The organism is Methylocystis sp. Uni0008, from assembly GCF_056838045.1.
Map to the genome: position 1 here is coordinate 284,824 of NZ_JBXEJH010000002.1, position 24,844 is coordinate 309,667.

20 protein-coding genes, 6 pseudogenes and 1 riboswitch are annotated in these 24,844 nt (G+C 59.6%); of the genes and pseudogenes, 11 read left to right on the forward strand and 15 right to left on the reverse strand.

Annotated elements, in window-relative coordinates; translation table 11 throughout:
* Nucleotides 1-89: 89 nt before the first annotated feature.
* Nucleotides 90-923 (forward strand): annotated as a pseudogene (locus AC0X69_RS21225) (LysR family transcriptional regulator); the annotation flags it as partial.
* Here AC0X69_RS21225 and AC0X69_RS21230 read toward each other — a convergent pair.
* Nucleotides 898-1,656 carry a general stress protein gene (locus tag AC0X69_RS21230; RefSeq protein WP_245435143.1) on the reverse strand — a complete coding sequence of 253 codons (759 nt, stop codon included), beginning with the start codon at nucleotides 1,654-1,656 and terminating at the stop codon, nucleotides 898-900. The pseudogene AC0X69_RS21225 and the gene AC0X69_RS21230 overlap by 26 nt on opposite strands.
* A 542-nt stretch (nucleotides 1,657-2,198) precedes the next feature.
* Here AC0X69_RS21230 and AC0X69_RS21235 point away from each other — a divergent pair.
* A pseudogene (locus AC0X69_RS21235) lies at nucleotides 2,199-2,755 on the forward strand (TniB family NTP-binding protein).
* A 131-nt stretch (nucleotides 2,756-2,886) separates the two neighbouring features.
* On the opposite strand, the pseudogene AC0X69_RS21240 reads toward AC0X69_RS21235, so the two are convergent.
* Together AC0X69_RS21240 and AC0X69_RS21245 are read right to left on the reverse strand one after the other, a co-directional pair.
* Nucleotides 2,887-3,231: pseudogene (locus tag AC0X69_RS21240) on the reverse strand (transposase); the annotation flags it as partial.
* A gap of 53 nt (nucleotides 3,232-3,284) precedes the next feature.
* Entirely contained in the window at nucleotides 3,285-4,850 is a 1,566-nt protein-coding gene (locus AC0X69_RS21245) for an MFS transporter (RefSeq protein ID WP_245435089.1), read from the reverse strand.
* Nucleotides 4,851-4,965: 115 nt separating this feature from the next.
* Nucleotides 4,966-5,025: riboswitch (Fluoride riboswitch) on the reverse strand.
* Nucleotides 5,026-5,593: 568 nt separating this feature from the next.
* Between AC0X69_RS21245 and AC0X69_RS21250 the strand changes: the two genes are divergently transcribed.
* From AC0X69_RS21250 to AC0X69_RS21270, 5 genes are all read left to right on the forward strand, one after another.
* Entirely contained in the window at nucleotides 5,594-5,854 is a 261-nt protein-coding gene (locus AC0X69_RS21250; protein ID WP_246716398.1) for an encapsulin, read from the forward strand.
* 83 nt (nucleotides 5,855-5,937) lie between these two features.
* On the forward strand, nucleotides 5,938-6,147 hold the full coding sequence (locus AC0X69_RS21255) for a hypervirulence associated TUDOR domain-containing protein (RefSeq protein WP_109026888.1): 210 nt from the start codon (nucleotides 5,938-5,940) through the stop codon (nucleotides 6,145-6,147).
* A 12-nt stretch (nucleotides 6,148-6,159) separates the two neighbouring features.
* The gene (locus AC0X69_RS21260) at nucleotides 6,160-6,687 is read left to right on the forward strand and encodes a DUF488 domain-containing protein (protein ID WP_109026889.1); all 528 of its coding nucleotides are present in this window, start codon (nucleotides 6,160-6,162) and stop codon (nucleotides 6,685-6,687) included.
* Between the two features lie 506 nt (nucleotides 6,688-7,193).
* The gene (locus tag AC0X69_RS21265; protein ID WP_109026890.1) at nucleotides 7,194-7,886 is read left to right on the forward strand and encodes a hypothetical protein; all 693 of its coding nucleotides are present in this window, start codon (nucleotides 7,194-7,196) and stop codon (nucleotides 7,884-7,886) included.
* 220 nt (nucleotides 7,887-8,106) lie between these two features.
* A complete protein-coding gene (locus AC0X69_RS21270) occupies nucleotides 8,107-8,820 on the forward strand; it encodes an RNA polymerase sigma factor (protein ID WP_109026971.1) in 714 nt (237 codons plus the stop codon).
* Nucleotides 8,821-8,990: 170 nt separating this feature from the next.
* Here the strand turns inward: AC0X69_RS21270 and AC0X69_RS21275 are convergent, their stop codons facing one another.
* Entirely contained in the window at nucleotides 8,991-10,091 is a 1,101-nt protein-coding gene (locus AC0X69_RS21275; RefSeq protein WP_482613568.1) for an IS630 family transposase, read from the reverse strand.
* A 535-nt stretch (nucleotides 10,092-10,626) separates the two neighbouring features.
* On the opposite strand from AC0X69_RS21275, the pseudogene nthB reads away from it, so the two are divergent.
* From nthB to AC0X69_RS21290, 3 genes and pseudogenes are all read left to right on the forward strand, one after another.
* A pseudogene (gene nthB / locus AC0X69_RS21280) lies at nucleotides 10,627-11,289 on the forward strand (nitrile hydratase subunit beta); the annotation flags it as partial.
* A pseudogene (nthA, locus tag AC0X69_RS21285) lies at nucleotides 11,286-11,905 on the forward strand (nitrile hydratase subunit alpha). The pseudogenes nthB and nthA, both read left to right, overlap by 4 nt.
* A 458-nt stretch (nucleotides 11,906-12,363) precedes the next feature.
* Nucleotides 12,364-13,527 carry an NnrS family protein gene (locus tag AC0X69_RS21290; RefSeq protein WP_312029689.1) on the forward strand — a complete coding sequence of 388 codons (1,164 nt, stop codon included), beginning with the start codon at nucleotides 12,364-12,366 and terminating at the stop codon, nucleotides 13,525-13,527.
* A 42-nt stretch (nucleotides 13,528-13,569) separates the two neighbouring features.
* On the opposite strand, the gene AC0X69_RS21295 is transcribed toward AC0X69_RS21290, so the two are convergent.
* The 9 genes and pseudogenes from AC0X69_RS21295 to AC0X69_RS21335 form a co-directional block, all read right to left on the reverse strand.
* Nucleotides 13,570-13,968 (reverse strand): SirB2 family protein, encoded by a 399-nt coding sequence (locus tag AC0X69_RS21295; protein WP_109026893.1) that lies wholly within the window; start codon nucleotides 13,966-13,968, stop codon nucleotides 13,570-13,572.
* Nucleotides 13,969-13,980: 12 nt separating this feature from the next.
* Nucleotides 13,981-16,287: pseudogene (locus tag AC0X69_RS21300) on the reverse strand (nitric-oxide reductase large subunit).
* A gap of 84 nt (nucleotides 16,288-16,371) precedes the next feature.
* Nucleotides 16,372-16,578, reverse strand: a complete 207-nt coding sequence (locus AC0X69_RS21305; RefSeq protein WP_196399175.1) for a universal stress protein — start codon at nucleotides 16,576-16,578, stop codon at nucleotides 16,372-16,374.
* Nucleotides 16,579-16,782: 204 nt separating this feature from the next.
* Nucleotides 16,783-17,388: a GTP cyclohydrolase I FolE gene (gene folE / locus AC0X69_RS21310; protein WP_109026895.1), complete on the reverse strand. Its 606-nt coding sequence runs from the start codon at nucleotides 17,386-17,388 to the stop codon at nucleotides 16,783-16,785.
* 191 nt (nucleotides 17,389-17,579) lie between these two features.
* Nucleotides 17,580-19,421 (reverse strand): hypothetical protein, encoded by a 1,842-nt coding sequence (locus tag AC0X69_RS21315; protein WP_245435095.1) that lies wholly within the window; start codon nucleotides 19,419-19,421, stop codon nucleotides 17,580-17,582.
* 28 nt (nucleotides 19,422-19,449) lie between these two features.
* Nucleotides 19,450-20,463, reverse strand: coding sequence for a multicopper oxidase domain-containing protein (locus tag AC0X69_RS21320; RefSeq protein ID WP_210327161.1), 1,014 nt, complete (start codon nucleotides 20,461-20,463; stop codon nucleotides 19,450-19,452).
* 76 nt (nucleotides 20,464-20,539) lie between these two features.
* A complete protein-coding gene (locus tag AC0X69_RS21325; protein ID WP_109026897.1) occupies nucleotides 20,540-20,785 on the reverse strand; it encodes an anti-sigma factor in 246 nt (81 codons plus the stop codon).
* 21 nt (nucleotides 20,786-20,806) lie between these two features.
* Nucleotides 20,807-21,508, reverse strand: coding sequence for an RNA polymerase sigma factor (locus AC0X69_RS21330; protein WP_245435097.1), 702 nt, complete (start codon nucleotides 21,506-21,508; stop codon nucleotides 20,807-20,809).
* 287 nt (nucleotides 21,509-21,795) lie between these two features.
* Nucleotides 21,796-22,773: a YncE family protein gene (locus AC0X69_RS21335; RefSeq protein WP_158273654.1), complete on the reverse strand. Its 978-nt coding sequence runs from the start codon at nucleotides 22,771-22,773 to the stop codon at nucleotides 21,796-21,798.
* A 749-nt stretch (nucleotides 22,774-23,522) separates the two neighbouring features.
* Here AC0X69_RS21335 and AC0X69_RS21340 point away from each other — a divergent pair.
* The gene (locus tag AC0X69_RS21340) at nucleotides 23,523-24,071 is read left to right on the forward strand and encodes a hypothetical protein (protein WP_124740573.1); all 549 of its coding nucleotides are present in this window, start codon (nucleotides 23,523-23,525) and stop codon (nucleotides 24,069-24,071) included.
* Nucleotides 24,072-24,087: 16 nt separating this feature from the next.
* On the opposite strand, the gene AC0X69_RS21345 is transcribed toward AC0X69_RS21340, so the two are convergent.
* Both AC0X69_RS21345 and AC0X69_RS21350 read right to left on the reverse strand, forming a co-directional pair.
* On the reverse strand, nucleotides 24,088-24,252 hold the full coding sequence (locus AC0X69_RS21345) for a hypothetical protein (RefSeq protein WP_154454016.1): 165 nt from the start codon (nucleotides 24,250-24,252) through the stop codon (nucleotides 24,088-24,090).
* An 88-nt stretch (nucleotides 24,253-24,340) separates the two neighbouring features.
* On the reverse strand, nucleotides 24,341-24,592 hold the full coding sequence (locus tag AC0X69_RS21350) for a transposase (protein ID WP_246695852.1): 252 nt from the start codon (nucleotides 24,590-24,592) through the stop codon (nucleotides 24,341-24,343).
* Between the last annotated feature and the right edge of the window lie 252 nt (nucleotides 24,593-24,844).

Genomic DNA, 24,844 nt, shown 5'->3' on the forward strand with positions numbered 1-24,844 from the left:
TGGATTGAGCCCCAAGAGTGACCGTTGCATTCATTTTTCGCAAACGCAAAATTGTTGAAAATAGAACAAAAGAAATTTATATGTAAAATATGGACGTCAATCTAGCGAAGACCTTCTTGGAAGTGGTTGCGAGTGGAAGCTTCATTGCTGCTGCGGATCGTCTACACCTGACGCAAGCAGCGGTGAGCGCCAGAATTCGAACTCTAGAAAGTCAGCTCAAGCGACCACTCTTCGTTCGCAATAAAGCGGGCGCGCGTCTGACGTCGGCGGGCGAACGCTTCGCGCGCTACGCGACGACGATGGTTCAGTTATGGGAGGGCGCTTGTCGACAAGTGGCTCTGCCCGTGGGGCGAGCGAGTGGTTTCAGCATAGGTGGAGAATTCAGTCTCTGGTATCCGCTCCTAGCAGATTGGCTCATATGGATGCATGCGGAATCGTATGAAACAGCGATAACAGCGGACGTTGACACCCCTGCGCGACTTCTCGAGCGCGTGCAGGAGGGCTCGCTTGACCTCGCCGTTCTCCATAATCCGCCGCAACGGTCTGATCTTGTCTGCGAACTGCTCATTGAAGAGAAATTGATTCAGGTAACAACCGACCCAAAGGGTAGAATCGATCCAAATGAGTATGTTTTCGTCGATTGGGGGCCAGAATTCGCTGTCAATCACCAGGCCGCTTTTCCCAAGCTGAGCATTGCGCCCTTGTCAATATCGCTGGGTCCGCTCGCGTTGACCTTTATACTGAGCGTCGGCGGAGCGGGGTATTTTCGTATTGGCGGTGCGCAGCCATTTTTGGCCGACGGACGGTTGCATCGTGTAAGTCGAGCTCCTGAGTTCTCATATTCCACGTACGCCATCTACGCCACGGGGCGCGAGGATGATGTCATGCAACGCGTCCTTAAGGGATTACGGTTGGTGGCGTCAGGTCACGAGAGGGCGGGAATACCGCCGGCGATCGGTGCGAGAGCGTTGTCGCGAAATTTATCGCAACGATCTCCGTCGAAGAAACGGAGAAAGTCAGCAAGAGGTACTGGTAGCGCAATCGTCGCTCAGAACGACTAGCACGCTGTTGAAACGGCTCTGATGGGGTGGACGCCCCCCGACGGCCTCGATGTGCCAGAGTGGAGGTGTTGAATCTCACTCGAGGGAGGCGTCCATGAAAAAAGTTAGCACTATCGGATTGGATTTGGGGAAGCCAGCCGCGCGCTAATTGCGCCTGCACCCAATTGCGCTGACGACGTCGAATGAATGCGCCGACGCCCACGCCAACCAGGCTGGCGGCCATACCAGCGCCAATGCCCGCAACGATCGCCTCGGCGAAACTGCCGTAGATGGTCCAAACGGCGATCGCGCCAGCAATGGCGCCAACATAGAAGAGCAGGCCGATGAGCGCAGCTTTGCCTTCATTAAGCGACTCGGCTTCGATGTAGGAAATGCGAGGAGCTTCATCGCTGTCCTCGATCTCGACCGAGCGTTTCGATCCAATCTTTTCGCGCGTCTTCGCGTCTTCGGTGAGCAGGCTGATTTCGGATCGATCGAATCCATGAGTCATCAAATAGTCAATGGCGGACTGCAGCTTATCAAGCGAGTCGAACAGGCCTACGGCTTCGGAAAATTCGCGAGACTGTTCGAGCGCAGTCGTTTCATTCGATTCCATGGAGTTCCTCCCGAAGCTCATTACTCTTGAATCGAAGCCGGCCTCTGTGTGCGCCCTTGCCCATCTGAGCGGTCATTTGCCCTGTGATCGGCGTATCAAATATCAGCATGCCCCCGCTTGAAGCCTTCGACAAGGCCAAGCGCTAACGGAGCCCCGGAGAAAAGCTCTTCCCAGGACAGATGCTGCATGAAGCGTCCGCACATAGGCGGGACGATAGCGCCAAGGCCACGCAAAACCAAAAAAGCCTCGCGAGCGCACGTCCGCACGGCGGCTGAGCAGCTGGATCCCGGCTGAAGTTGAAAAAAGGCCCGCGGCCGTGAACCGCGGGCAAAGGAGATTGGAGCGTCGCGATGAAGGCGACGCCGGCCAAATTGCGCCGAGGCGCGCTGAGGCAAGCGTGGCAGTCAGATCATAAGGGTCACGCTTGGCCATTGATGGCGCGACCCCACGCAATGCGCGCATAGGAGCGCATATGCTGAACCAGTCCGATTTTCGCCAACCCTTCAGGAAGCGCGGTTTGACGCCGACGCTGCAGATCGAGCGTGGCGCGTTATGCCGACTATCCGCGGGCCAAACAGGCCCTCGACCGTTTGGGGCTCCTGCTCGACCATCCTCGGGGAAGGAGGAGGCCTTCCGTTGCGATTTATGGCGACAGCGGCATGGGCAAAACCATGATCATGAAGCGATTCCGTGATGAACACCCGCCGGGCTTCAATGCGGTCACGGGAGCGCTCCGAACGCCTGCGCTCGCGATGGAGATGACCAGTCGACCTGGAGAACGCCGCTTCTATGCTGAACTGCTCACGCTTCTTGGCGGGCCGCAGCGTCCGCGCGCAGACATTGCGCAGATGGTGCAGTCCGCATTGCGGATCTCGGTGTTCAAGTTCTTGTTATCGACGAAGTCCACAATATTCTCGCCGGTTCCTATCGCGAACAGAGAGTCGTGCTGAACACCCTTCGATTCTTGAGCAATCGCCTTCAAATCTCGCTTGTTTGCTTTGGCGTCAACGAAGCGCGCGAAGCCATCAGCGGTGACGTTCAACTTGCCCGCCGGTTTGAACAGTTCACGCTGAACCGTTGGGCGGCGGATGAAATTTGAATCGCTCGTCGCGTCCACTCTGCGTAACACGCCGCTACGTAATCCTTCCGTGCTCAGCACGAAATCATTGCGTTGGATGCTGCAGCAACGGGCGCGAACTGGCGCATTCTTACAATTAAGCGCAGCGTGACAGACGGGCTCGCATCGCGGTCAGCGCGTTCCCGGTCGATCATCAGCGCCACGTCGTGGATGGTCTCGAACAGAAAACGGCGCATGAAGCGGCGAAACCACCAGTAGATGGTTTGCCAGGGCGGAAAATCCTTGGGCAGCATGCGCCAGCCGCAGCCGGCGCGGGCGATGTAGCGGATGGCGTTCAAAACCTCGCGTGGGTCGACCGAAGGCTTGCGCCCTCTGCGCGCAGGTGAGGGAAGGAACGGCTCAACGCGCTCCCACTCCTCATCGGTCTAATCCGTCGGGTAACGTTTGGTTTTCTTCTCAATGGCGGCCATCTTGGCGCGATTCGCTCGGGTCCACATCCCTAGCTTGAATCACGCCCCTATCTCCGTCGCAACCATTCTCAAACGGTCTCTCAGGGCTGCTCCATCAGTTCCTCGGCGGAAAGCCGTGCGAGCGATTGTTTGCGCTTCTTGGACGCGTAGCTTGGATAGGCGAGCCAGACGACTCCCGAGAGCAGGATGAACGCCATTGCGCCGAACAGAAAGACGTCGTTGAGCGCGAGGATCGACGCCTGCTGTCGAATGAGCTGCGCCGCGCGGCTCTGCGCGGCGGTGGGCGACATGCCCATCGCCTGCATGCGATCCAGGAAAGTGGCGAGCAGGTCGAGCGAGGCGAAGCGCCGTCCGCCGAAATGATCGGCGAGATCGAGCTGATGGAACGGCGTTCGGCGGAAGAAGAGAACGCCGAGCAGCGAGATGCCCAGGGCGCCGGCCACGGTGCGCAGCATCGCGAGCTCTTCCGCCGCGCGGATCAGTCGTTCGCCGACGAGCCCGGTCATGGCGAGGGTCGCGAGCGGCGCAAAGAACATCGCGAGCGAGAAGCCGAAAAAGAACATCGGCGTCTTGACGTCATCGAAATAGGCGTTCTTGTCGTATTGTCCGAGCCAGACAAAGGTCACTGCGAGACCGATGAAGTTGAGGAACACGATCAGTCGCGCGTCGACGTTCCTCGTGATTTCATGCACGACGGCCGCGGCCGCCATCGCCAGAAAAATCATGATCAGATAGACCATGCCGGCGAGCGAGGACGTGTAGCCGAGCAGCACCTGCAATTGCACGATGAACACCGAGAGCAGGCCCTGAATCACCAGGAAGCCGACGATCGAGCAGAAAGTCGCGATGGCGAAGTTGCGATGCAGAAACAGACGCAGGTCTAGCGCGGGCCGTCGTTCGCCGAACTCCCAAAAGATGAACATCGGCAGCGCCAGCAGCACGACGAGCAGCAGCCATCCGAGGAGAGGCTCCGCGAACCAGTCGAAATCATTGCCCATGTTGAGAATCGTCTGCACGCCGAGCAGCACCGCGGCGAGCAGAATGAAGCCGATCGTATCGAAGCGCGTCATGCGGCGCTGAAAGCCGCGCCGGTAGAACAGCGCGGCAATGATCGCCGCGACGGGCATCACGACCAAGACGTTGGAATAAAATAGCCAGCGCCAGTCGAAATATTCGGCCCAGAAGCCGCCCATGAATACGCCGATGGTGAAGGGCGCCATGCTCATGACGCCCCAGAAGCCGACGCCGAGCGTGCGCTGGTGATCCGGATATTGCGCAAGCGTCACGGATTGGGCGAGCGGAAGGGCGACGCCGCCGGCAAGGCCGAGGAGAAATCGCATCGGCGCGAAAAACCAGATGGTTTCGCTCGCCGCGCACATCAGCGAGAAGATGGCGTAGAACATGAGCGCGCCGATCAGCACGCGATAGTCGCCGAAGCGCCCGGAGAACCACCGCGACAGTGGCAGGCCGAGCGCGATTCCCACCATGTGGTCGGTGGTCGCCCAGGTGCCGAAGCTCGGCGTCACGCCCTGCAGACTGCCGGCGGCATAGGGCGCGAGCACCGTGTAGCCCGGAACGTTCGAGAGCATGACGACATTCGCCGCCCCCGCCGCGCCATTCAGCAGCAGGAATCGCCAGCCTATCATTCGGGCCGGCCTATCCATGATCGCCACCCTCGCTCCGTTCTATAATCGCTACTGGGCGGTATTACGCGACATCATCCGCGGTTGTCGACTAGAGCAACGACGGACTCCGACACAATGTAGAGCAGGGGTCATCAGCCGCAGGCGGTTGAGCGCGAACTCGATCGCCGGGACAAGGATAACTGAATCGGACCTAAGCCTGTCAATGGTGAAAGTAGCAGGAAGAACATCAGACAGGACGCCATCCTTGGGTGAAAGACAGAAAATTGCTCACCGATCACGCAAGCTGCATCTTTGCCGTCTTCATCGGCTAATTGCGTGCCCGTTGTTGGATTCAAAATTGGCGGGTTGATACAAAGGCTTGGCAAAATGGTAACGTGGCTGTTTGCTATCAGTATCAGCCTCAGCATGGCAATTTCCGTAGCGTGAACCTGTCCCATTCAGCAGTCATCTTCGTCCCCGCCGTCGTCATCTGCTGTTTCTTGGTCGGCAAGTCGTTCTGGATCGTATTCCAGACGGTCTGACGCGGCAATCGATCGACGACGTGGAGCGCGGCGCAATGGATTCAGATTGGGTGCCCGGGAAATCCCCTTTGCAAAGGATCGCGCTGTGTCCGATGGGTGCGCTGCGGCAGGCATTCACCATTCGCGAGGCCAGCAGCAATCAGGGCGTTGTGCTGCCTTCCAACGTCCGGGTTACCCAAGCGCCTCGCTCAGCCAGTTGTGCGACATGGTCCGTACGCGCTCATGCTCGGGCTAGACACCTACACCGCCGCGAGTGGTGGAAGCGTCCAGGGCTATCCGGTTTTTCACCATCTTGAGCGTGTGGTGGACGGAGGGATCATCTGGGCGCCCGCCATTGAAGGCGGCGTCGTGCGCACGACCTGCAGCGGTGACTTCGAGTTAGATATCGGTCGGGACATATCCGTTGGTTACACGAGCTATTCCAGCACGGCCGTCGAACTGAATTTTCTGGAGACCTTCACCTTCCGGCTGCCGACGACCTAGGCTTCCGTGGTGCTGGCGCCGGGCATAGACTTCGGATCCATCTGTTTGGGAGAAGCGCTTCTTGGAACCGGGAGGACGCGGCGATGGCAAGGAAGTTTAAGATCGGCGATCATGTGAGCTGGAACTCCGAGGCCGGACGCGTGTCGGGGACTATCATCGCCATTCACATTAGAGATTTCGATTATAAAGGCCACACGCATCACGCGTCGAAAGACGATCCCCAGTACGAAATCAAAAGCGACAAGACAGATCACATCGCAGCGCATAAGGGCGGCGCGCTCGACTATGCATAACGAAGGCCGCGCGTGAAGCTTCCGTTTTTCACCATCGGCCATTCCAACCGAACCCTCGAGGCTTTCATCGGTCTACTGCGCGAAGCCGATATCGCTCTTGTCGCGGACATCAGAACGATTCCGAAGTCACGAACCAATCCACAGTTCGACAAGAACACGCTTCCCGGCGCCTTGGCGGCCGTCGCCATCTCTTATGAACATATGGCTGCCCTCGGTGGCCTTCGTGGAAGGTCACGCGGCATATCTCCGACTGTCAACGCCTTCTGGACGAACGAGAGTTTCCACAACTACGCCGATTATGCGCTTACTGCACAGTTTCAGGCAGGCCTCCAACACCTCTTGGACAGAGGACGCAAGCGGCGCTGTACCATCATGTGTTCGGAAGCCGTATGGTGGCGATGCCACCGCCGCATCGTCGCCGATTATCTTATCGCCAGCGGGGAGACCGTTTTCCACATTATGGGGGAAGGTCGTCTGGAGCCGGCCCATCTCACTCCAGGCGCGGTCATTCAACCTGACGGCGCCGTGATCTATCCGTAGTCCGCCGCTCGCAGCATTGGCAGCGCTTCGACGCCAGAGCTTCGAGCAACGCCTCGATGCTCGCGCCCAAGCGAACAAACCCGGCCACACGCCTAAAGCTAAAAATATTTCTGCATCGGGAACGCAGCACGGAATGGTCGCATCTAATATACAGGGCGCAAGTGCGGAGAAAAACTGAGCGGCAGCTACCGCTCTGCACAGAAATATCGTACCGTCGGGAACCCCCGTAAAATCACGCTGGTGCGATAGCGGAGGCGCTATGAGTTTTAGCGCCTCCGCAGCCCGTTTACGAAGTAATGAGAGCCTATCCAGCGCTTGTGTTGTCGCAGGATGTTTTAGAGCTGACCGTACTCTGCCGCTCGACGTGCTCGGAAGCTTTCTCTTTTCCCCCAAAAAAATCTCGTGCAACGGGAACGCAGCGCGAAAGGGTCGCATCGAATATACGGGGCCGCATCGAGTCGATCACACCGGCCGCTACGCAAACTGATCGACCAAGGAGAACCGTCATGACACGCGTGCAGATGTTCCACCGGGCCGTTAATCGCCGCCTCGCCCTTGCGGGCTTCGCCGCCGCACTTATGGCTACTCCCGTTTTCCGCCCGACCGCCGCCTATTCCGTTAACACCTCGCACACCGAAGCCGCGCAGATCATTCGCAGCCCGAGCGGACTCGCGCTCAATAATGCGATGCGTGAATTGTGGGCTCAGCATATGGAATGGACCTATGCGGCAGTCACGGCCTTGGCCAACGGCTCGCCATCTTTCGACGCCACCGCAGCGCGGCTGATGCAGAACCAGGCCGATATCGGCGACGCTATCAAGCCCTTCTATGGCGATGCAGCTGGTAACGCGCTCACCAAGCTGCTTCAGGAGCATATCGGCGCAGCCGTCGAGGTCGTGAAAGCCGCCAAGGCCGGCGACAAGCCGGCCACCGACAAGGCCGTCGCAGCCGCCTACGCAAACGCGCAGGAAATTGCCGATTTTCTCGCCAAGGCGAACAAGAACTGGCCGCAAACCACGGTACGCGACATGCTCAAGGGGCATATCGACACAACTGTGGTCTACGCCACGGGGCTTTTGCAGGGCAAATATGCCGACGGCATCGCCGAATATGGAAAGGCCGAAGCTCATATGATGATGCTGGCCGATGCCCTGACCAACGGTTTGATCGCCGCCTTCCCAACGAAGTTCGAGAATTAGTCGGACAACGCCAAGGGCGACGACGGAACGGCGCCCCGCCATTGCCCGTACGCCCGGAAAGGAGCCGTGATACTCATCGACGCGTTGATCGCTTTCGCGATGGTCGCGGGCATGATGGAATTGCTGCGCGATCCGGAAGACGCGGCGCGCGCGATCCCTATAGCGGCAGCGCCGGCAAAGGCACGCCGGTAGCCTACCTGTTCAATGAATGGAGGCGAAAATGCAATCACTTCAGCGTCAGGCGGCAAATAGCTTCTCGAAAACCACGCCGGAGGCAGAGCTGATCTCGCGCGCCGCTGACGGTGACGGAGTGGCGTTCGAAGCCATCATGCGACGGCACAACCAGCTTCTGTTCCGTACGGCGCGTAGCATCGTGCACAATGATGCGGAGGCGGAGGATGTCGTCCAGGACGCCTATCTGCGGGCGTGGCGCGCGCTTGGAAACTATCGCGCCGAGAGCAAGCTCTCTACCTGGCTTGTGCGGATCACGACCAATGAAGCGCTCGGCCGCTTGCGGCGAAAGAGTGCCCAGATCATTCCTTTGGAAGCTGCCATGACGCCCCATGAATCTGAAGCCCAGACAGCGCTGAACGATGAGCCTGAGCGTAGCCCAGAACAATCGATGATGCGGGTTCAGATGCGCAAGCTCTTGGAGGCGCGCATCGACCTTCTGCCGGAGGCCTTCCGGACGGTGTTCATGCTGCGCGCGATCGAGGAGATGAGCGTCGAAGAAATCGCCGAGGCGCTGGAGATCCCCGAGGCGACGGTGCGTACGCGCTTCTTCCGAGCTCGCAGCCTGTTGCGCGAAAGCCTTGCCCAGGAGATGGACGCGGGCTTAAGCGACGTTTTCGCCTTCGCCGGCGAGCGGTGCGACCGCATCGTGACCGGTGTCCTCGAACGCTGTAAAGCGGAAGGGCTGGCCAGCGAAGAGTAGCGGCGGGTCGAGAGCCCCGTACCTCAGCCGCATAAGCCTGCTTGATGGAACTATTCGGAAGGGAAGATATGAGGTGGGATAGCCGGACGCTGAATAGGGCATAAGAGGGCCGGAGGCGGTAGACGCAGCCTAAAAACCGGGCGCGCCAACCGTCGCTAGTGTCCTGACTCTCAATTGGCGCCCAAAAACTCAAGCGGCGTCGGCTTGTCGAGCGCCGCGCGGGCCCGATGGATTTTTTCAAGGATAGCCTCGCCTTTCGCCTTCCATTTATAGGGACGCGGATTGGCGTTGCGCTCGTCGAGATAAGCATTGATGTCGTCGACCAGTTCTTGAACCGAGGCGAAGCTGCCCGAGCGGATCACGTCCTCGGTGAGATCGCGAAAGAACCGCTCGACCAAATTGAGCCACGAGGACGATGTTGGGGTGAAATGCATCTTGAAGCGCGGGCGCTTCGCAAGCCACGCCTTCACCCTCGGATGCTTGTGGGTGGCGTAATTGTCGGCGATGAGGTGGATGTCAAGGCCCTTCGGCGTCTCCCGCTCGATCTGCTTCAAGAAGCGCAACCATTCGACATGCGTGTGGCGCGCTTCGGTGCGGGCGATCAGCTTTCCTTCAAGATAATCGAGCGCCGCGAATAGCGTCGTCGTTCCATGACGCTTGTAGTCGTGCGTCATCGTGCGCGGATGCCGCGGGCCAAGCGGCAGGCCGGGTTGCGAGCGTTCCAGCGCTTGGCATTGGCTCTTCTCGTCGCAGCACAACACCAGCGCCCGCTCGGGCGGATCGAGATAGAGTCCGATCACGTCCCAAAACTTCTCTTCAAACCTTGGATCGTTCGACAGCTTGAACGTCTCGACGACATGCGGCTTCAAGTCGTTCTTCGTCCAGATGCGTTGCACGCTGCTCGGCGAGACGCCGGCGTGGCGGGCCATGCTGCGCACACTCCAACGGCTTCTGCCTTTCGGCGGACGGGTGACCTCGGCCACGACGCTTTCGATCTTTTTCACGGGCAACGAAGGCTTGCGGCCACGTCCCGCCGCTTCTTCGAGGCCGGCAAGCCCGCGCGTCTCGAAACGTTTCGACCAGGTCGAGACGCGCTTCGCCGTCGTCTTCAATCGCGCCGCTATTTCGGCGACGCCAATGCCTTCGACCCTCAAAAGAATGATCTCAGCCCGTTCGCGCTCACGCACCAAGCAGGTTCTCGAACGCGACCGACGTCGCAACTCTTCCGCTACCGCTGGCTCCGTCTCAAGCCGCTTGATCGGCCGCGCCATCGCAGCCCTCCATCATGCAAATCAATTGCAAACCAATAATAGTCGATATTTAAGAGACAGGACACTAGGGGATTTGCGCTGGCGTTGGCAAAAATGGGACCGAGGAATCCGTCCAGATTGAAGGGAAGGGGCGTCCTGCTTATCACGCGTTCCCAAAAGGCGCGCAGGCGCTCGACGCGCTTTTCCAGATGATTGCCGCAAATGATCACGACGTTGATCGCGCCGATCGAAATGCCGGCGAGCCCCTTCGGACAATATCCCCGCCGCGAGCGCCCCGAACGGGCCCGCCTAATAGGCGCCGAGCGCGCCGCCGCCTTGAAAAACCAGCGCGACAACTTCTTTATTCGTCATGCGCTCATGCGCCGCCGCTCCGCATCTTCCGCGCGCGTCGCCCCTGGATCCTCCCATTCCACCGTCGGCGTGTTGCGGCCTTTGCCTTCCACAACTCTGAGCCTATTTTGGACAACGTCGGAAAAGCGCTCCAGATCCGAATTGACCCTTTTTTCTGAACCAGCCTGCCGAGGCAGTGGGAAATCGGATATTCGGCATCTATGTGGCGATGATGGCTCTCTCGGGCCATCTCGACTCGTCCGTGCCGGCCTGCGCGATCGCCGACGTGCCGACCGCTTCCGCGACATGTGGACAGGGCGGATCTGCGCGCTGGCGCCGAGACGATGGATCCATTCGACTACTTCAAATTCCGTTACTACGAGAAGTGGCTCAGCGGCATCCCCATTCCTCGTCGACAAGGGATACCTGCGCGAGGACGAATTAGCCTCGCGGACAAGCGAACTGCGTGGCGAAGCGGCCAGGCCGGACGGCGCTCGGCCAGGGGGACCCGATCGGGCTGAAGCCATCGACGAGCAGATCATCGCATATCTACGCAGCGGCGACAGCCCGCGGCGCGACGTCGCGCATCCGAAGTTCGCCGTCGGGCAGCGGGTCCGGATCGCAAATGTCCCAGCTGGCGCGCACACTCGCCTGCCCGGCTATCTGCGGGGGCGGAGCGGCACGGTGGCGCAGGTGCTCGAAGGCGACTACGCCTACTTCTGGCACACTGGCGACGGCATCGGCGATCCAATGCCCGTCTACATCGTCGAGTTCACGCCGACCGAATTGTGGGGTCCCGCGCGCGGAACCCGGCGCGCAGACGCTTTACGCCGAACTGTTCGAGGCATACTTGGAGGAACCTGCATGAGCGGCCAGTTCAAGTATCCGCAGGACCGCGAGAAGTCCAGCGCGGCCAAAGTCGCTGCGCTGAAATCGCTTCTGATCGAAAACGGCGTCATCACGCCCCAGACCGTCGATAAGGTGCTGGCCTACTTCGAATCGGAGATGACGCCGCTCAACGGCAAGAAGATCGTCGTGCGGGCGTGGACCGACGCGGGCTTCTTGGCCCGGCTGCTGGCCGACACCCCGGCCGCAATTGCCGAACTCGACCTGCCCGAGGGAATGGCCGGCGCCGAGGCGAGCACCTGCGGGCGGTCGCCAACGCGCCCGGGGTGCACAATCTGATCATCTGCTCGCTCTGCTCGTGCTTTCCATGGCCGGTGCTGGGGTTACCGCCGTACTGGTACAAGGATCCGGTATTTCGCGCCCGCGCGGCCCGCGAGCCGCGGAAAGTGCTCGCCGAGGTTGGCGTCCACCTGCCCGAGGAAACGGAGATCGGGGTGTGGGACAGCAGCGGGACGGCGCGGTGGTTCGTAATTCCTGAAAGGCCAGCAGCGACAGAGGATTTTACTGAGGCGCAGCTGATGGAGCTCGTGACGACCGAGTCGATGATGGGCGTCGCGCTGGCCGGAGCGCCATCATGAGGTTGCACGGATCCTGCACCACTGATCAGGGAGCGCCGCGGTTTGACCACGAGTGGCAGTGACGCGAGTTCGGCTTGGCCATCGCGTTATCGAATTCGGCCACTATCGCTCAGCTGCCCGCGGCGGTTCGCGGAAGAAGTCGTCGATATCTATATCGTCGCGGTCACAAGGGCGAAAAACCCCAGCGCAGCCCACACCCGTGGCGCGCGACGCTTTCCCTGCAACGCCTTCGCGATCTGCGGGGAATCCGCGTAGAAGAAGGAATGGTGTCGCAAGAGAAGGCCTATTGATCTTCCCCTCCCCTCTGTGACATTCCGCTTGGTTTCTAACGAGAGGCTCGCGACCTGCGCGCTCGATGTGTGCGTTGGTGACCGAGCGCCAGCCCATCATCAATTCCAAAGGGGAAGTCAACGATGCCTCCAATTCCGCGATATCGCGCTCAGGCGAGTCAAAACCCTGTGGCGATCTTTCTTTCCGCGGGTTTCCGCCCCTTCTTCCTTTTTGCCGCGCTCTGGGCCGCTGTCGGGCTGCCGCTCTCCATCGCCTATCTGGAGGCGGCGGCCGAACTGCCGACACGCTTCGCGCCCTCTCTCTGGCACGCGCATGAAATGGCCTTCGGTTTTGGCGGCGCCGTCGTCGCGGGATTCTTGCTGACGGCCATTCCAAACTGGACCGGTCGGCTGCCCCTGCAAGGCGCGCCGCTCGCCGGCCTCGTCGCCCTTTGGCTTCTCGGCCGCATCGCCGTCCTGACTTCGAATAGTGCGCCTGCGCTTGTCTCCGCGGCGCTCGACCTCGCTTTCCCGGCGGTCTTTATCTTCGTTGTCGCGCGCGAGATCGCCACGGGGCGAAACTGGCGCAACTTGCCCATGGTCGCCGCTCTCGCGCTTCTGTTCTTCGGGAATCTGCTCACGCATCTCGAAGCGATGGACCTTGCCGCGACGGGCGCCATCGGGGCCCGCGTCGGCGTCGCGACCCTCATCATGCTCATCGCCATCATCGGGGGGCGCATCGCGCCGAGCTTCACCCGCAACTGGCTGGCGAAGAATTCGCCAGCTGAAGTGGAGCCCGCGCCTTTCGGCGCGCTCGATCGTTTCGCGCTCGCGGCGACGCTCGTGGCGCTCGTCGCCTGGGTCGCGTTTCCCGACGCCGGACTTACCGCGGCTCCGCTCATTATCGCCGGCGCGGCGCTCTTTCTACGTCTTATCCGCTGGCGCGGCGTCAGCACGCGCGCGGAACCGATGCTCTTCGTGCTGCATCTGGGCTATGGCTGGGTGCCCTTGGGCTTCCTGCTCATCGGCGGCAATGAACTATGGGGAGTCGCGGGTCCTGCCGCGCCTCTGCATGCCCTCACCGTCGGCGCCATCGGAACAATGACGCTCGCGGTGATGACCCGCGCAACGCGCGGCCACACCGGTCGCCCGCTCCTCGCAGATCGGTGGACGGCCGCGATCTACGTCGCCATAACTTTGGCGGCCATCCTGCGCATCGGCGCGCCTTTCATGGGCGAGCACTACTTCGCAGCCCTCGCGGTCGCCGGCGGGATGTGGAGCCTGGCCTACGGCCTCTTCGTGGTGCTCTATTTCGGGATGGTGACGACGAGGCGCTTGCATCAAACCGCCTAAAGGCCAGTTCCCGGAAAGGTCGACCAAGCTTGCCGACGTTTCTCACCCGAGGGCAAACATGCCAAGCGGGCTATGCTTGCGTGCGATGCTATAAATGAAAAGAAAAGCTGCGATCGCGCCGGCCATCGCCGCCAACCGCAACTTGAACGCCTTGGCTCGGAGCGCCCAGTAACCCAGAAAAATATAGAGCGGCAGCATGACCACGACCTTCATGGTCAGCCAAGTGTCAACAAACGGGTATTGACGCGTGACGGCCGTCAGCATGAGGGCAGCCGTGAAGAGCACGGTGTCGATAGCGTAGGAGGCAAGCCGCGCGAGCAGCGACGGTGGCCATGACGCCGCGAGCAAGTTCAAAGCGAGCGCCCGCATAAGGCAGAAGCCGCCGCTCGCCAGCGCCGCCGCGACGTGGACGGCGCGAATCTCGAAGTAATAGGCTTCCATGCAAGTGGCGGATCACGCCGCACGCTTCGCCGGTCCCGCCTCCAGTTCCCTGTCCTCCTGCTCCACTTCATGAGGCTGGCGGCGCGGCCGGAGCCACAGGCTGACAACGAACCAGGCGAAGGCCAATGCGCCTATCGAGAAGACCGTGTCGCCCGGCACGCGCATCCATACCAAAAGATCGACGATCGGCTGCTGCATGAACTGCTCAGAGCGGGCGTACCAATAACCTTCATTGATCGCGGCAAGGAGTTGCAGCGTGCCGAGCGGCAGGAGCGTGAACAACGCCATCATCGCCAGCCCCACGTTGAAGCACCAGAAGCTGATGCTGAGGATCTTCTCGTTCCAGACGAGTTCGGGCATCATTCCGCGCAGGCAGAACAACACGAGGCCGATGCCGAGCATCCCATAGACGCCGAACAGCGCCGTGTGGCCGTGCAGCGGTGTCAGGTTGAGCCCCTGCATGTAATAGAGCGAGAGCGGCGGGTTGATCAGGAAACCGAACAGACCGGCTCCCACGAGATTCCAGAAGGAGACAGCGATGAAGAACAGCACGGGCCATTTATAGCGCTGCATCCATGGCGTGGCGCCGCAAAACCGCCAATGCTCATAGGCCTCGAAGCCGATGTAGGCGAGCGGCACGACTTCCAGCGCGGAGAAACTGGCGCCAAGCGCCAGCACCGACGTCGGAGTGCCGGCGAAATAGAGATGATGCAGTGTGCCGATCACGCCGCCGGCCATAAAGACAATCGTCGCGAACAGCACCGCCGAAGTTGCCGGCTTGACTGCGACCAGGCCGAGGCGGGTGAACAGGAAGGCGACGACGGCGGTGGCGAACACCTCGAAAAACCCTTCGACCCACAAGTGCACCAGCCACCACCGCCAATACTCGACCATCGACAGATGCGTATGCTCGTTCCACATCAGCCCCGCGCCGTAGAACAGGCCGATCGCAACGGTCGAGAGGAAGAAAAGAGCGACGATGGAGCGTGACTCATTTTTTACCAGCAGCGCCGGCCACAAGGCGCGGCCGACGAGGATGAGCCACAGCAGCAGTCCGATAAAGAGGAACCACTGCCAGAAACGCCCGATATCGGCATACTCCCAGCCCTGATGCCCGAACCAGAAATTGTGTTCCAATCCCAGCCGTTGCATGACCGCGAGCCATTGGCCCGCGAAGGCGCCGACGACAATGATCAGCAAGCAGATCCAGAGCACATTCACCCCGAGCGCCTGGAACTTCGGCTCGTAGCCGGAAATCGCCGGCGCCATGTAGAGCCCAGTGCCCAGCCAGGCCGTGGCGATCCACAGCACGGCCAATTGCGTGTGCCAGGTGCGGGTGATCGAATAGGGAAGGATCTCCGCCATCGGGTAGCCGTAAAACAGCTGCCCCTCGACCTGGTAATGGGCGCTTATGGCGCCAAACAGGATCTGGACGAGAAACAGGGCAAGAAGCACCCAAAAATACTTGGCGGTCGCGCGCATGGACGGCGTGACCCTCACGTTGCGCATCGGATCACGCGCGGGCACGTCGCACGTCTCGCCGCCGCGCGCATGACTGACGGCGCGGTGCCAGCCGAGAAGCCCGATGCCGGCAAGCAGAAAAACCACGCTGAACGCAGACCAGATGAAGGTGGTTGCAGGCGGGCGGTTGTCGATCAACGGCTAGCTCGGCCAGTTGTTGGTGTAGGTGACGTGGCTTCCCGGCCGCTCCGTGGTCGCGGCCCACGCGGTCCACCAGAAGAAGGCGCATAGCGCCCGTCGATGCTCGGCGTCGGCGACAGTGCCGTTCTTCATTGCGTAGTTCTCGCGAAGCTCCGCGCTGCGCGGATCGTCGCCGAATAGGCTCTCATAGTGGCTAGAGACGAGGACGATCGCCTGAGCCCGCTCCTCAGACACAGTGATTGTCCCAGTTTTCGGATCGAACGTGTTTCGCCTCATCATCGGGCGCAGCCGTCCCCGCAGAGAACTCTGCTGCTCCTCGCTGAGATCAGCGTAGCGGCCGGCCGCGAACTCGCGGCGCGCCCAGGCGTCCAGGATGGCGACGAGTTCCCGGTGCTGCCAGTCGGCGGTCCAGTCCGGCGCGACGTAGCCGCCATGGCCCCAGACGGAGCCGAGTTGCATACCGCCGATCGACTGCCATACCTGCCGGCCGCGCTGGATGTCGTCGATTGTATAGACCGTTCGGCCTCTTTCCGTAACGACGCGCTCCGGCAATGGCGGCGCCTTGACGCTGATTTCGCGGCCAATGAGCAAAAGCACGGCGAAGGAAAGCGCCAACAGGGCGACGAGCGAGATCCAGAGTTTACGCGCGCTTTCCACGACGCCCTCCTAGAACTCAACAGCGAAACGGCCGGCGCGGCGCATCGTAAAGGAAAGCGCCCAGTGCGAGTTCAAGAGTCGCCGCTACCTTCCAAACAGACGCTCTCGGTTCACGTCATCTAGGGAGCTTCGCGGAATCGCCAATACAGGACAAGGCGCTTCGTGTATGACGCGCTCGGTTGTGCTCCCGATGATCGAGTCCAAAGCGCTATCGCGACCATCGGTCTGCATAACGATCAGGTCAGCGCGCATTTCTACCGCACAAGCAACTATCGTTCCAACGAGACTCACCGTTGCGGATCTCCAGATTTGGAAACCCCCCGTCTTCCAGATTCAAGGCTCGAGCTATTATCGGCGACAACGCTCGTGCAACGGTCTCCATCTAGAGCCGGTCCCTCAGGTCGAGGCAAAATTACAAGCGGGAGAACTTAGAGAATGCCATCTTCCATGGCGTTCCGCTCCCAATGCTTCTTTCGTCAGCCGCTGGTCCAAATTCTAGGCTCGGCGCACCATGCCGAGGAATTCCTCTCGTGAGCGGGCGTCGTCGCGGATTACGCCGAGTAACCGGCTAGTGGTCAATGTGGATCCGAGCGTGTTCACGCCACGCAAGGTCATGCAACTGTGTTCGGCCTCGACGACCACTCCTACTCCTTGCGGCTCGAGAATTTCCTGGATGGCTTCGGCGATCTCAGCGGTTAGCTTCTCCTGAATCTGTAATCGACGCGCGAATCCGTGCACGACCCGCGCCAGTTTGGAGATTCCCACGACCCTGTTTGTCGGCAGGTAACCGACATGCGCGCGTCCGATCACCGGCAGCATGTGATGTTCGCAAAAAGTAACGACGCGGATGTTCTTCAATACGACCAGCTCGTCATAACCGCCCACTTCTTCGAACGTGCGCTTGAGATATTCGCGAGGATCGGCGGCGTAGCCAGCGAACAATTCGCGATAAGAACGCGCCACCCGCTCAGGCGTATCGATCAAACCTTCGCGGTTCGGATCGTCGCCTGCCCATTCGATAAGAACCCGCACAGCCGCTTCAGCTTCAGCCTGGGTACGCTTCGACCTTCGGACTCCGCTAAAGTTGTTGTCCAAACCCATTAAACGACTCGGGCCGTCACGAAATCGATCTGCATGGGCCGAAACTAGATATTCAGTTTGTTGGCTTGACGCTCGATCATTCGCGCATCTCCTAACATTATTCGGCGGGTGCTGCGTCTGTTGCGGTAACAACTGATCACCCCGATGGAAGCCCTGCTTGGGGCTATCCATCGGAGCTGACTTGCAGTGGCTCAGTTGCCGCGTTGCTCCTTGTTCAAAAGCTTGAGCCATCCCTCGACTTCGGCGCTCAACTTGCCCGTTCCCGCGAGTTTTAGCGTGGGCGCCAGCATGCCACGCTCGACGATCGGCAAGGGCAGCACGCCCTGTCCGCCCATGCCGTTATGCGCGGTGATCTGACCGTCCTTCGAATCCGCGAGCAGAATGCGGCCTACGACTTCGAGCTTATCCATGTCGATAACGATCAAGTCATTGGCGAATTTGCTCGCCACATAGGCGTAATAGCCGCCCCCCTTCTTATGTCCGAAGTTGACGCCGTGGCAGCCTGCTTCGCAGGGCAGGCTTTTCACCACCTTGTCGGTCTTCACGTCGACAATCGTGACTGTGGCGCTCAATGTGTTCGCCGTGACGACGTATTTGCCGTCCGGGCTGACCGGGGTCTGGATCGGAAGCAGGCCATAAGCCTCGCCCTTGTGCGCGCCGCTGATCGGGTCGTAATCGGCAGCGAGGTCGATGTCTTTGACCTTCTTCTTGTTGTCAATGTCGATGACCGTCAATGAGGAGAGCATGGCGGGGGGCGTGCCGAGCAGATTGGCGGCATAGCCCTTATGGTTCATGTCGCTCCAGATCGCGATCGGAATAACGCCGCCGGTCGGAATTTCCGTCGCTTTCTCGGTCGCGAGATCGACGACGGTAACGCTTCCCGCCAGCGCGTTCGGCGTCATCATATATTTGCCGTCGTCGGTGATGTGATGGCCGTGGGGGCCGGAATGCGGGCCGACATTAATGTTGCCCATCGCCGAAGGGAATTCGCCAGGCGACAGTTTCGCCACGCGGTCCTCGCCATTGATGGCGACATAGAGCATGCCGTTTACCGGGCTCGTCATCACATGAGACGGATTTTGTCCAACGACCTGCGTGTTAAGAACCTTTCCGCTCTCGCGGTCGAAGGTGGTCAGCCGTTTGTCGAACCATTCCGTCTGATAAATGTATTTATATGTCGGATCGGGCCACATATTGTGAGGGTTGTTCATATTCTGCTCGACGCCCTTGACTTTTTTCTTGAGCGTCCAATCCGCCGCGTCGATTTGCGTCGCCGTTCCGAACTTCGTCTTGCCGCTCACCCCTTCAAACTGCGTGTTGACCCAGACCTCGCCGACGCCGGGCGTCTTGGGCGTCAGCAGCGTGTTCGGCGCCGAAAGGCTGAGCGCGCTCAGATTGATCTGCGCGCCGCCGAGATTGAGTCCGAGATCGGGAAGCTTCACCTCCCACTTCGGCTGCCGATAGTCGCGCCATAGCGCCGGCGTCGTGGCGACGAAGAAGGTGCGGAGCAGCTTCTTGGCGATGTCGCTTGTCGTCGGAACTTTGGCGCCGGTCACGAGCTGCAATTCGCCGCCGATGTCCAGCCCTTCCGTCTTCGGATCGTCGACGACAACGGCGCCGAACATGTAGGGATGGACCTTGCAAGTGAAGACATAGAGCCCCGGTTTGTCGAAGGTCTGCGTAACGCTGGCGTTCGACGGCTTCTCCTGATCGACCGGGAATTTGTCCGCGCCAGGCTGCCAGGCAAGACTGGTGATGGTGTGATCCGTATTGGTGTCCGTCATCTTGATGAGCACCGCCTCGCCAGGCTTCACCACAACGAGCGAGCCGCCGCTCTTGGGATCCTTGAACCATTTGCCGGGCTCGTCGGTCATCTCCAGCACGGCCGACGGTAGGACCCCGGGGCGGCTGATGATGACGTCGTCAGATTTCACGGCGTCTTTCGCCTGCGCCGCCAGCGGCGCAGCAAGCGAGGTCGTCGCCACGGCCAACGTCAGAAAGGATACGCGGTTCATGATTGTTGCGTGGTTCATGCCTTTAACTCCCCCGTTCCGCCATTGATCATTCGATGACGCGGAAATCACCCATCATTCCAGACTGCATGTGTTGGATAACGTGACAGTGGTAGTGCCAGTCGCCGGGGCCAACACCCTCGCCGGCCTTCACGATGAACGAGGTGCGGCTGATTGGACCGATGTTGACGGTGTCAACGCCGGCGGTTGCTCCGGGCTCGATCCAGCGATGCGCATGGAGATGGAAAGTATGGAACGCGGTGCCAATCCCCATGACGTGGAAGCGAACCTTTTCGCCCAGGCGCGCGCCGACGGTCGGATTAGTCCATAACGGAATCTCCTTGCCGCCCTCGATGATATGATTGAGCTCCTGACCCCAAAAGGTCGTTTCATGCATCCAGATGATGAATTCGCGTTTCACATCGGCAAGATCAACGTCGACGATCTTGCCGTCGATGAGCGCAGGAACCTTCCCGCTCGCCGGATTGATGATGAGCGTACCGAACAGCCCCTTGTCCTCGGCTCCGAGCATCGGATTGCCGAATGCATGATCGTGATAGGCCCACGTGCCTGCCGTTCCAGGCGCGGCCGTCCATTTGTATGTGTAAGGTTTGTCTGGGAACGCAGCTTCGTCGGCGACGCCATTCAAAACCTTCATGGTGCCATCGCTGTCGATCTTGAAGTGCACGCCGTGGACATGGATGCTGACCGGCAACGCCGAGTCGGCGATGCCATGTTGAAGAGTCACCTCGGCGACGTCCCCCTCTTTCATGACGAGCGTGGGACCAGGGATGGTAGGACCGCTCGCATACCGATCCGTAAGGTCGCTTTCTTTTCCCGTGGAAGATTTGACCTTGTGACTGACCATCTCATAGGCCAGCTGACCCGACGGCATTGCGCTTGCTTTGAGCGTGATCAAATGTTGGTCGGCGGCAGAGGCTGCGCTAGCGGCGAGAAGCGCGGCTGGCCACATGAGCAAAAACGCGAACGAACGTGAAATCCCCAACTGCGCCCAGGTTCTTAGCATCGCATCACACTCCTTCGAGCGGAGAACCGGGGACAATGCCGGCGATCGATCCGATCGCGCGCGCCAACCAGTTCGATCCGATACGACTTAGATGCGACGGAACGCTGAGGTCTTACCTCGAAGGAAAAGTTTTTTCTGCGTTCACGAGTCTCAGAAGGGCGAGATAAACCTCTTCGCACTCGGGGCACTGATGCATATGGTGTTTAACCTCGGGCAATAAGGCTCCGGCGTCCTGACCGGATGCCTCAATGTCGACGTAACGTGGAAGTTCATCAAAATATTCCGTGCACAGCATCTCCTCTCCGCTCTTAGCGGCGAAGACGGTGTCAATGAGGCGGGTAAAGTCTTTGTGTTTCATGTCGGGTTCCGGCACGACTGACTATAAGATGCGTTGAACGGAGGAAGTCTTACCCTCCGAATGGAGATGGGTTCCCGATTTTGGCTCGTCAAACACGGCAATAAGATCTTTGTGCGTCACGCCTTCTTCGAGCAAAGCCTGCTTGAGCCGTTTACGCGCATCGTGGATGAGTTTGTAAAGATTATTCCGATTAGAACCCAACCATTCGGCGACCTCGTCCAAGGGCATCCCCTGAAAAGCGTGAGCGACAAGTGCGGTCCGTTGCAAGGGAGTAAGCTTGGCGCCGATAAGTCGCGCAAGTAGAGTCCACGCTTCGCGCTGCTGTAGACTGCGCTCCGGCCCCGGTTCTTGAATCGGCCAAGCCGGCAAAGTCTGTCCAAGCTGAGCGCGCTCGATCGTAGCTTCTCGCCAGCGACGGCGGCGCAGCTCTCCGAGCACGACTCTGATTGCGATTGAATAAGCCCAAGTCATAAAGCGGCTTTCGCCGCGAAAGTCTCCAAGTTTTGATTGTATAATGAGAATGGCCTCTTGTGCGCAGTCTTCAGCAAGGTGCTGCGCTTCATCTGAACGCGTTGATTCTTGCGTGGCGTAGCCTTTCGCCAAATAGGCCCGAATTGCCGCAAGCAGTCGTGCTCGAAGGTCCGCAAGCGCCAACTGTTGGTCTCGACCGCTCTCCTGAAGCGCCGTCAGCCACTCTGCATTGGATCGTTGCATAATTTCCATCACGGCTCAGGAGAAATTAACGCGGGTGCGTGACAAACGCGTACCGCAGCCAAATGTAGCAACACTTTAGGGAAATGCCATCCTCATGAACGGCTGGGATTTTTTGCGGCGCAACTAAGTCTCTGATCCGCTGCGGGCAGGGAAAGCTGCTAAACGGCGCCCGCGGCATGGACGATAGTCCTTGGAATTTCGAAGCGCCGTTATAGCTAAAGAGAACAAGACTGATTCGGGCAGTCTGGCGCCATTGAATTGCGAGCGTCTCCCCCGTTTCGCAAAAAAGATGCTATTCAACGCCGGACCGCAACGCCTTCAGGCGCTGTCGGAACGAAGATTGTCTTCACAATCTCATCCGTCTGCGTGTCGAAGATCGAGAGGCTGTTGGCTCCCGTATTGGTGATGAGGAGCCAGCGACCGTCGCCGGCGAAGCCGACGCCGTGACTACCCGCGTCCGGCGCTATGGAGATCGTTTTGATGACTTTGTTCACGGCAAGGTCGATTTTCTGCACCGTGCCCGCCCCGTCATTAGCGACATAAGCGAAGGTCTGATTTGGCGCGACCGTGACTTGCACCGGTCCCGCATCGGTCTCGATATCCGCGATCCGCCGAAGGCTTTCGGCGTCGATCACGGCGACGAGATTGGCGTTGTGACAGGCGACATAAACGCGCTTGCCGTCCTTGGTCGCGCCTTGGCCCAGCGGCCCTGTTCCGACAGCGATCGTCGCGAGCGCCTGGCGTTTTGCGCGTGAGAGCACCGTCACGTCGCCGCCGCCGAAATTGGAGACGAAAAGCCTGTCGCCTGAAGCGAGCGCGAAATGCGGCATCGCGCCGACCTTGACGACGCCAAGCGATGCACCCGCCTGCGCGTCAAAAATTTCGACCCGGTCGTCGAACTCGTTCGTAACGTATGCTTCCTTGCCATCGGCGCTGAAAAAGATGTGTCGCGGACCCTTTCCTGTTGGCAGCGCTTTGATCACGCTGTTTGCTTGCGTATCGATGATGGATAAGGTCCCCGCGTTGTTGTTCGTGACCCAAGCTTGTTTCTGATCGGGACGCAGCGTGACGTTATGATTGTGGATGCCGACTGGGATTTTCTTCTTCAGTGCGCCTGATGCGAGATCTATAACGGAAACGACGCCGCCGAACCACGAGGTCACATAGGCGGTCCCCTTGATGGGCGTCGCAGGTTCGGCGCGCAGCTGCGGCGCGCCTATTGCAAGCGCCAGGGCGCTCGTTAAGAGAACAATGCGAATGATCGCGGAAACCAAGTGCTTTCTCCTTTTGATTTTGGATGGATTCGAAGCGCCCGCCGGCCTGCGTTCAAGGCGAGGCGCAATGAGAAAGCCGCCGCGTGCTGCGCGCGCAGCTTTGCTGGCGCGACAACAGACGCTCCGGGGCACGCCGCCAAATGTAGAGCCGAGCGGTCAAGTCCATAGACAGACGTCGATATAAAGACGGCATCCGGAATCCTCGGCTTTGAAGAGCCGTCCGCGATGCTTGGGCATACCGCCTGGAATAGGGATCGCCACCCTCGCAGGCGCGATGATCCACCAATTTCCTTCGTTGTCAACGAAAGCTGCGACACGCAAGCCGCTCGGTGCGGTAATAGCAAGCAACGCCCGCTATAAAAGGGTGACGTGATTGGCGCGTGTGAGTGAACGTCGCGGCTGAGAACGGATTGCCTTTCCCGCGTGACTGTCGATGCTAAGGGGGCACCACACCGCTCGCTTCCGCAATAGCGCGAGCGAGGCTTGCGGTCCTCCGAAATCGATACCTTGGAATTCATCCTCGCGCACGGCGTTGGTCGAACGAACGCTCGCTTGGCTCAATCGCCGCTAAGGCTCTCCAGAGATCGGAGGCATCCATCGACGCATCGCCCTGGATAATCGAGATGTGAATTTGAGTCCGACTCTAAGTAAGATTTCGTCTTTTCATCACATCTAAGAGGCGTCATGCATTCGGCACGATGGGCGATCTCCGAGTCGGCGAATAACTCCAAGTAGCAGGACCCAATGGCATGAACCACGTTTTCTACCTACTTGCGCTCGCCACTTTCCTACTCACGCCTCCGCCGGCGGCAAACGCCATTGAACTACCTTGGCGATCCGACGACGTGTTCCTTAGCCGCCCCGGGGTTCCGCCTTCCGCAAATCAAGTGAACGGAACTGGCGCGAAAAGTGTTGAAAATGGCGGAATGCAAGTCGGCGTGTTTCGGTGCGGAGAGCTTGTCGGAGATGATGCACAAAATAGCGCTGCAGAAACAAAAAATGAAAGCAACCGCACTTCTGGAGCCGATTTATATGCCTGGGCGAAGAATCCCCCTGCGCAAATGATCGTGCTATCTTTGTTTTTTGCCTTTCTAGGCCTCATCATTGACATTGGAGCGATGCCGCCCTTCCAAGGGTTGATGCCCGAAGAAGCGCTCGCAAACTACAGGACGACGTGGATAGCGATCATGATCGTAGCCATACTTGGAGGAGCGCTACTGTTGCCTGTCACAACCAGTATCATACGGTATTCGATGACTCGTCTGGATCACCGAGACGTTCCGCAAGGCGCCATGTGAGGCATTCTGCGTTTCGCTAATAGTTGCCAATTGAGATTTCTTTGCATCCGACGACCCACGCGGCTTTCCGCGCTGGGACCATTAAATTATGGCGCCGAAGATCGCCGTCGGGGACGGGGCGGTTGGGCAGATCGAACAGCGTCGCATGGGCCTGCGCCAAGACGATTTCATGCTTCTTCATCGCCGGCTCCTTTGGTGCGCAATAGGGCCTTCGCGCAGCGGTCCGGCTTATCTGCGCAACTCCATCCCGAGATACCAGCGAACCTCCATCAGCGCTTTAGCGTAAGATTATGGAATGGCTCCCCCCTTTTTCGGCATAGTTGAGTTGCCGCATCAGAAATGAACGGAGGGGAATGATGAAGAATATTGCAACCCGCCGCCTCTGCCCTCCGGCGCGCCTCCCTTCGCCAGGTGAACAGTTGCTGTGGCGTAGCGCCATGTCGACGCGCGACCTGCGAGACGACCGCGTCAGGAGCCAGCGACTCCCTTCGACTGCCAGCGCCTTCTCCCCTTCGGACCACCGGCGCCGACCACCAGCTCCAGTGATCACCTCGATGCGCCGTAACCCGGAGCCGTTCGGCTCAAGCGAAAGATCAAGTCTAGACATAAGCCTTATCTCCAAATCAGGAGATCAGACTCGCCGCTTTCATCGTTCGTTTGAAGGTGGGGCCGTAACAGCACTGACCGCTGATCAGCTCCTATCGCTCTGTGATTGTGCAAGTTCCCGACTTGATATCCTGCTCCAAGGGTCCAGCTAATTGTCAGGTTGGAGA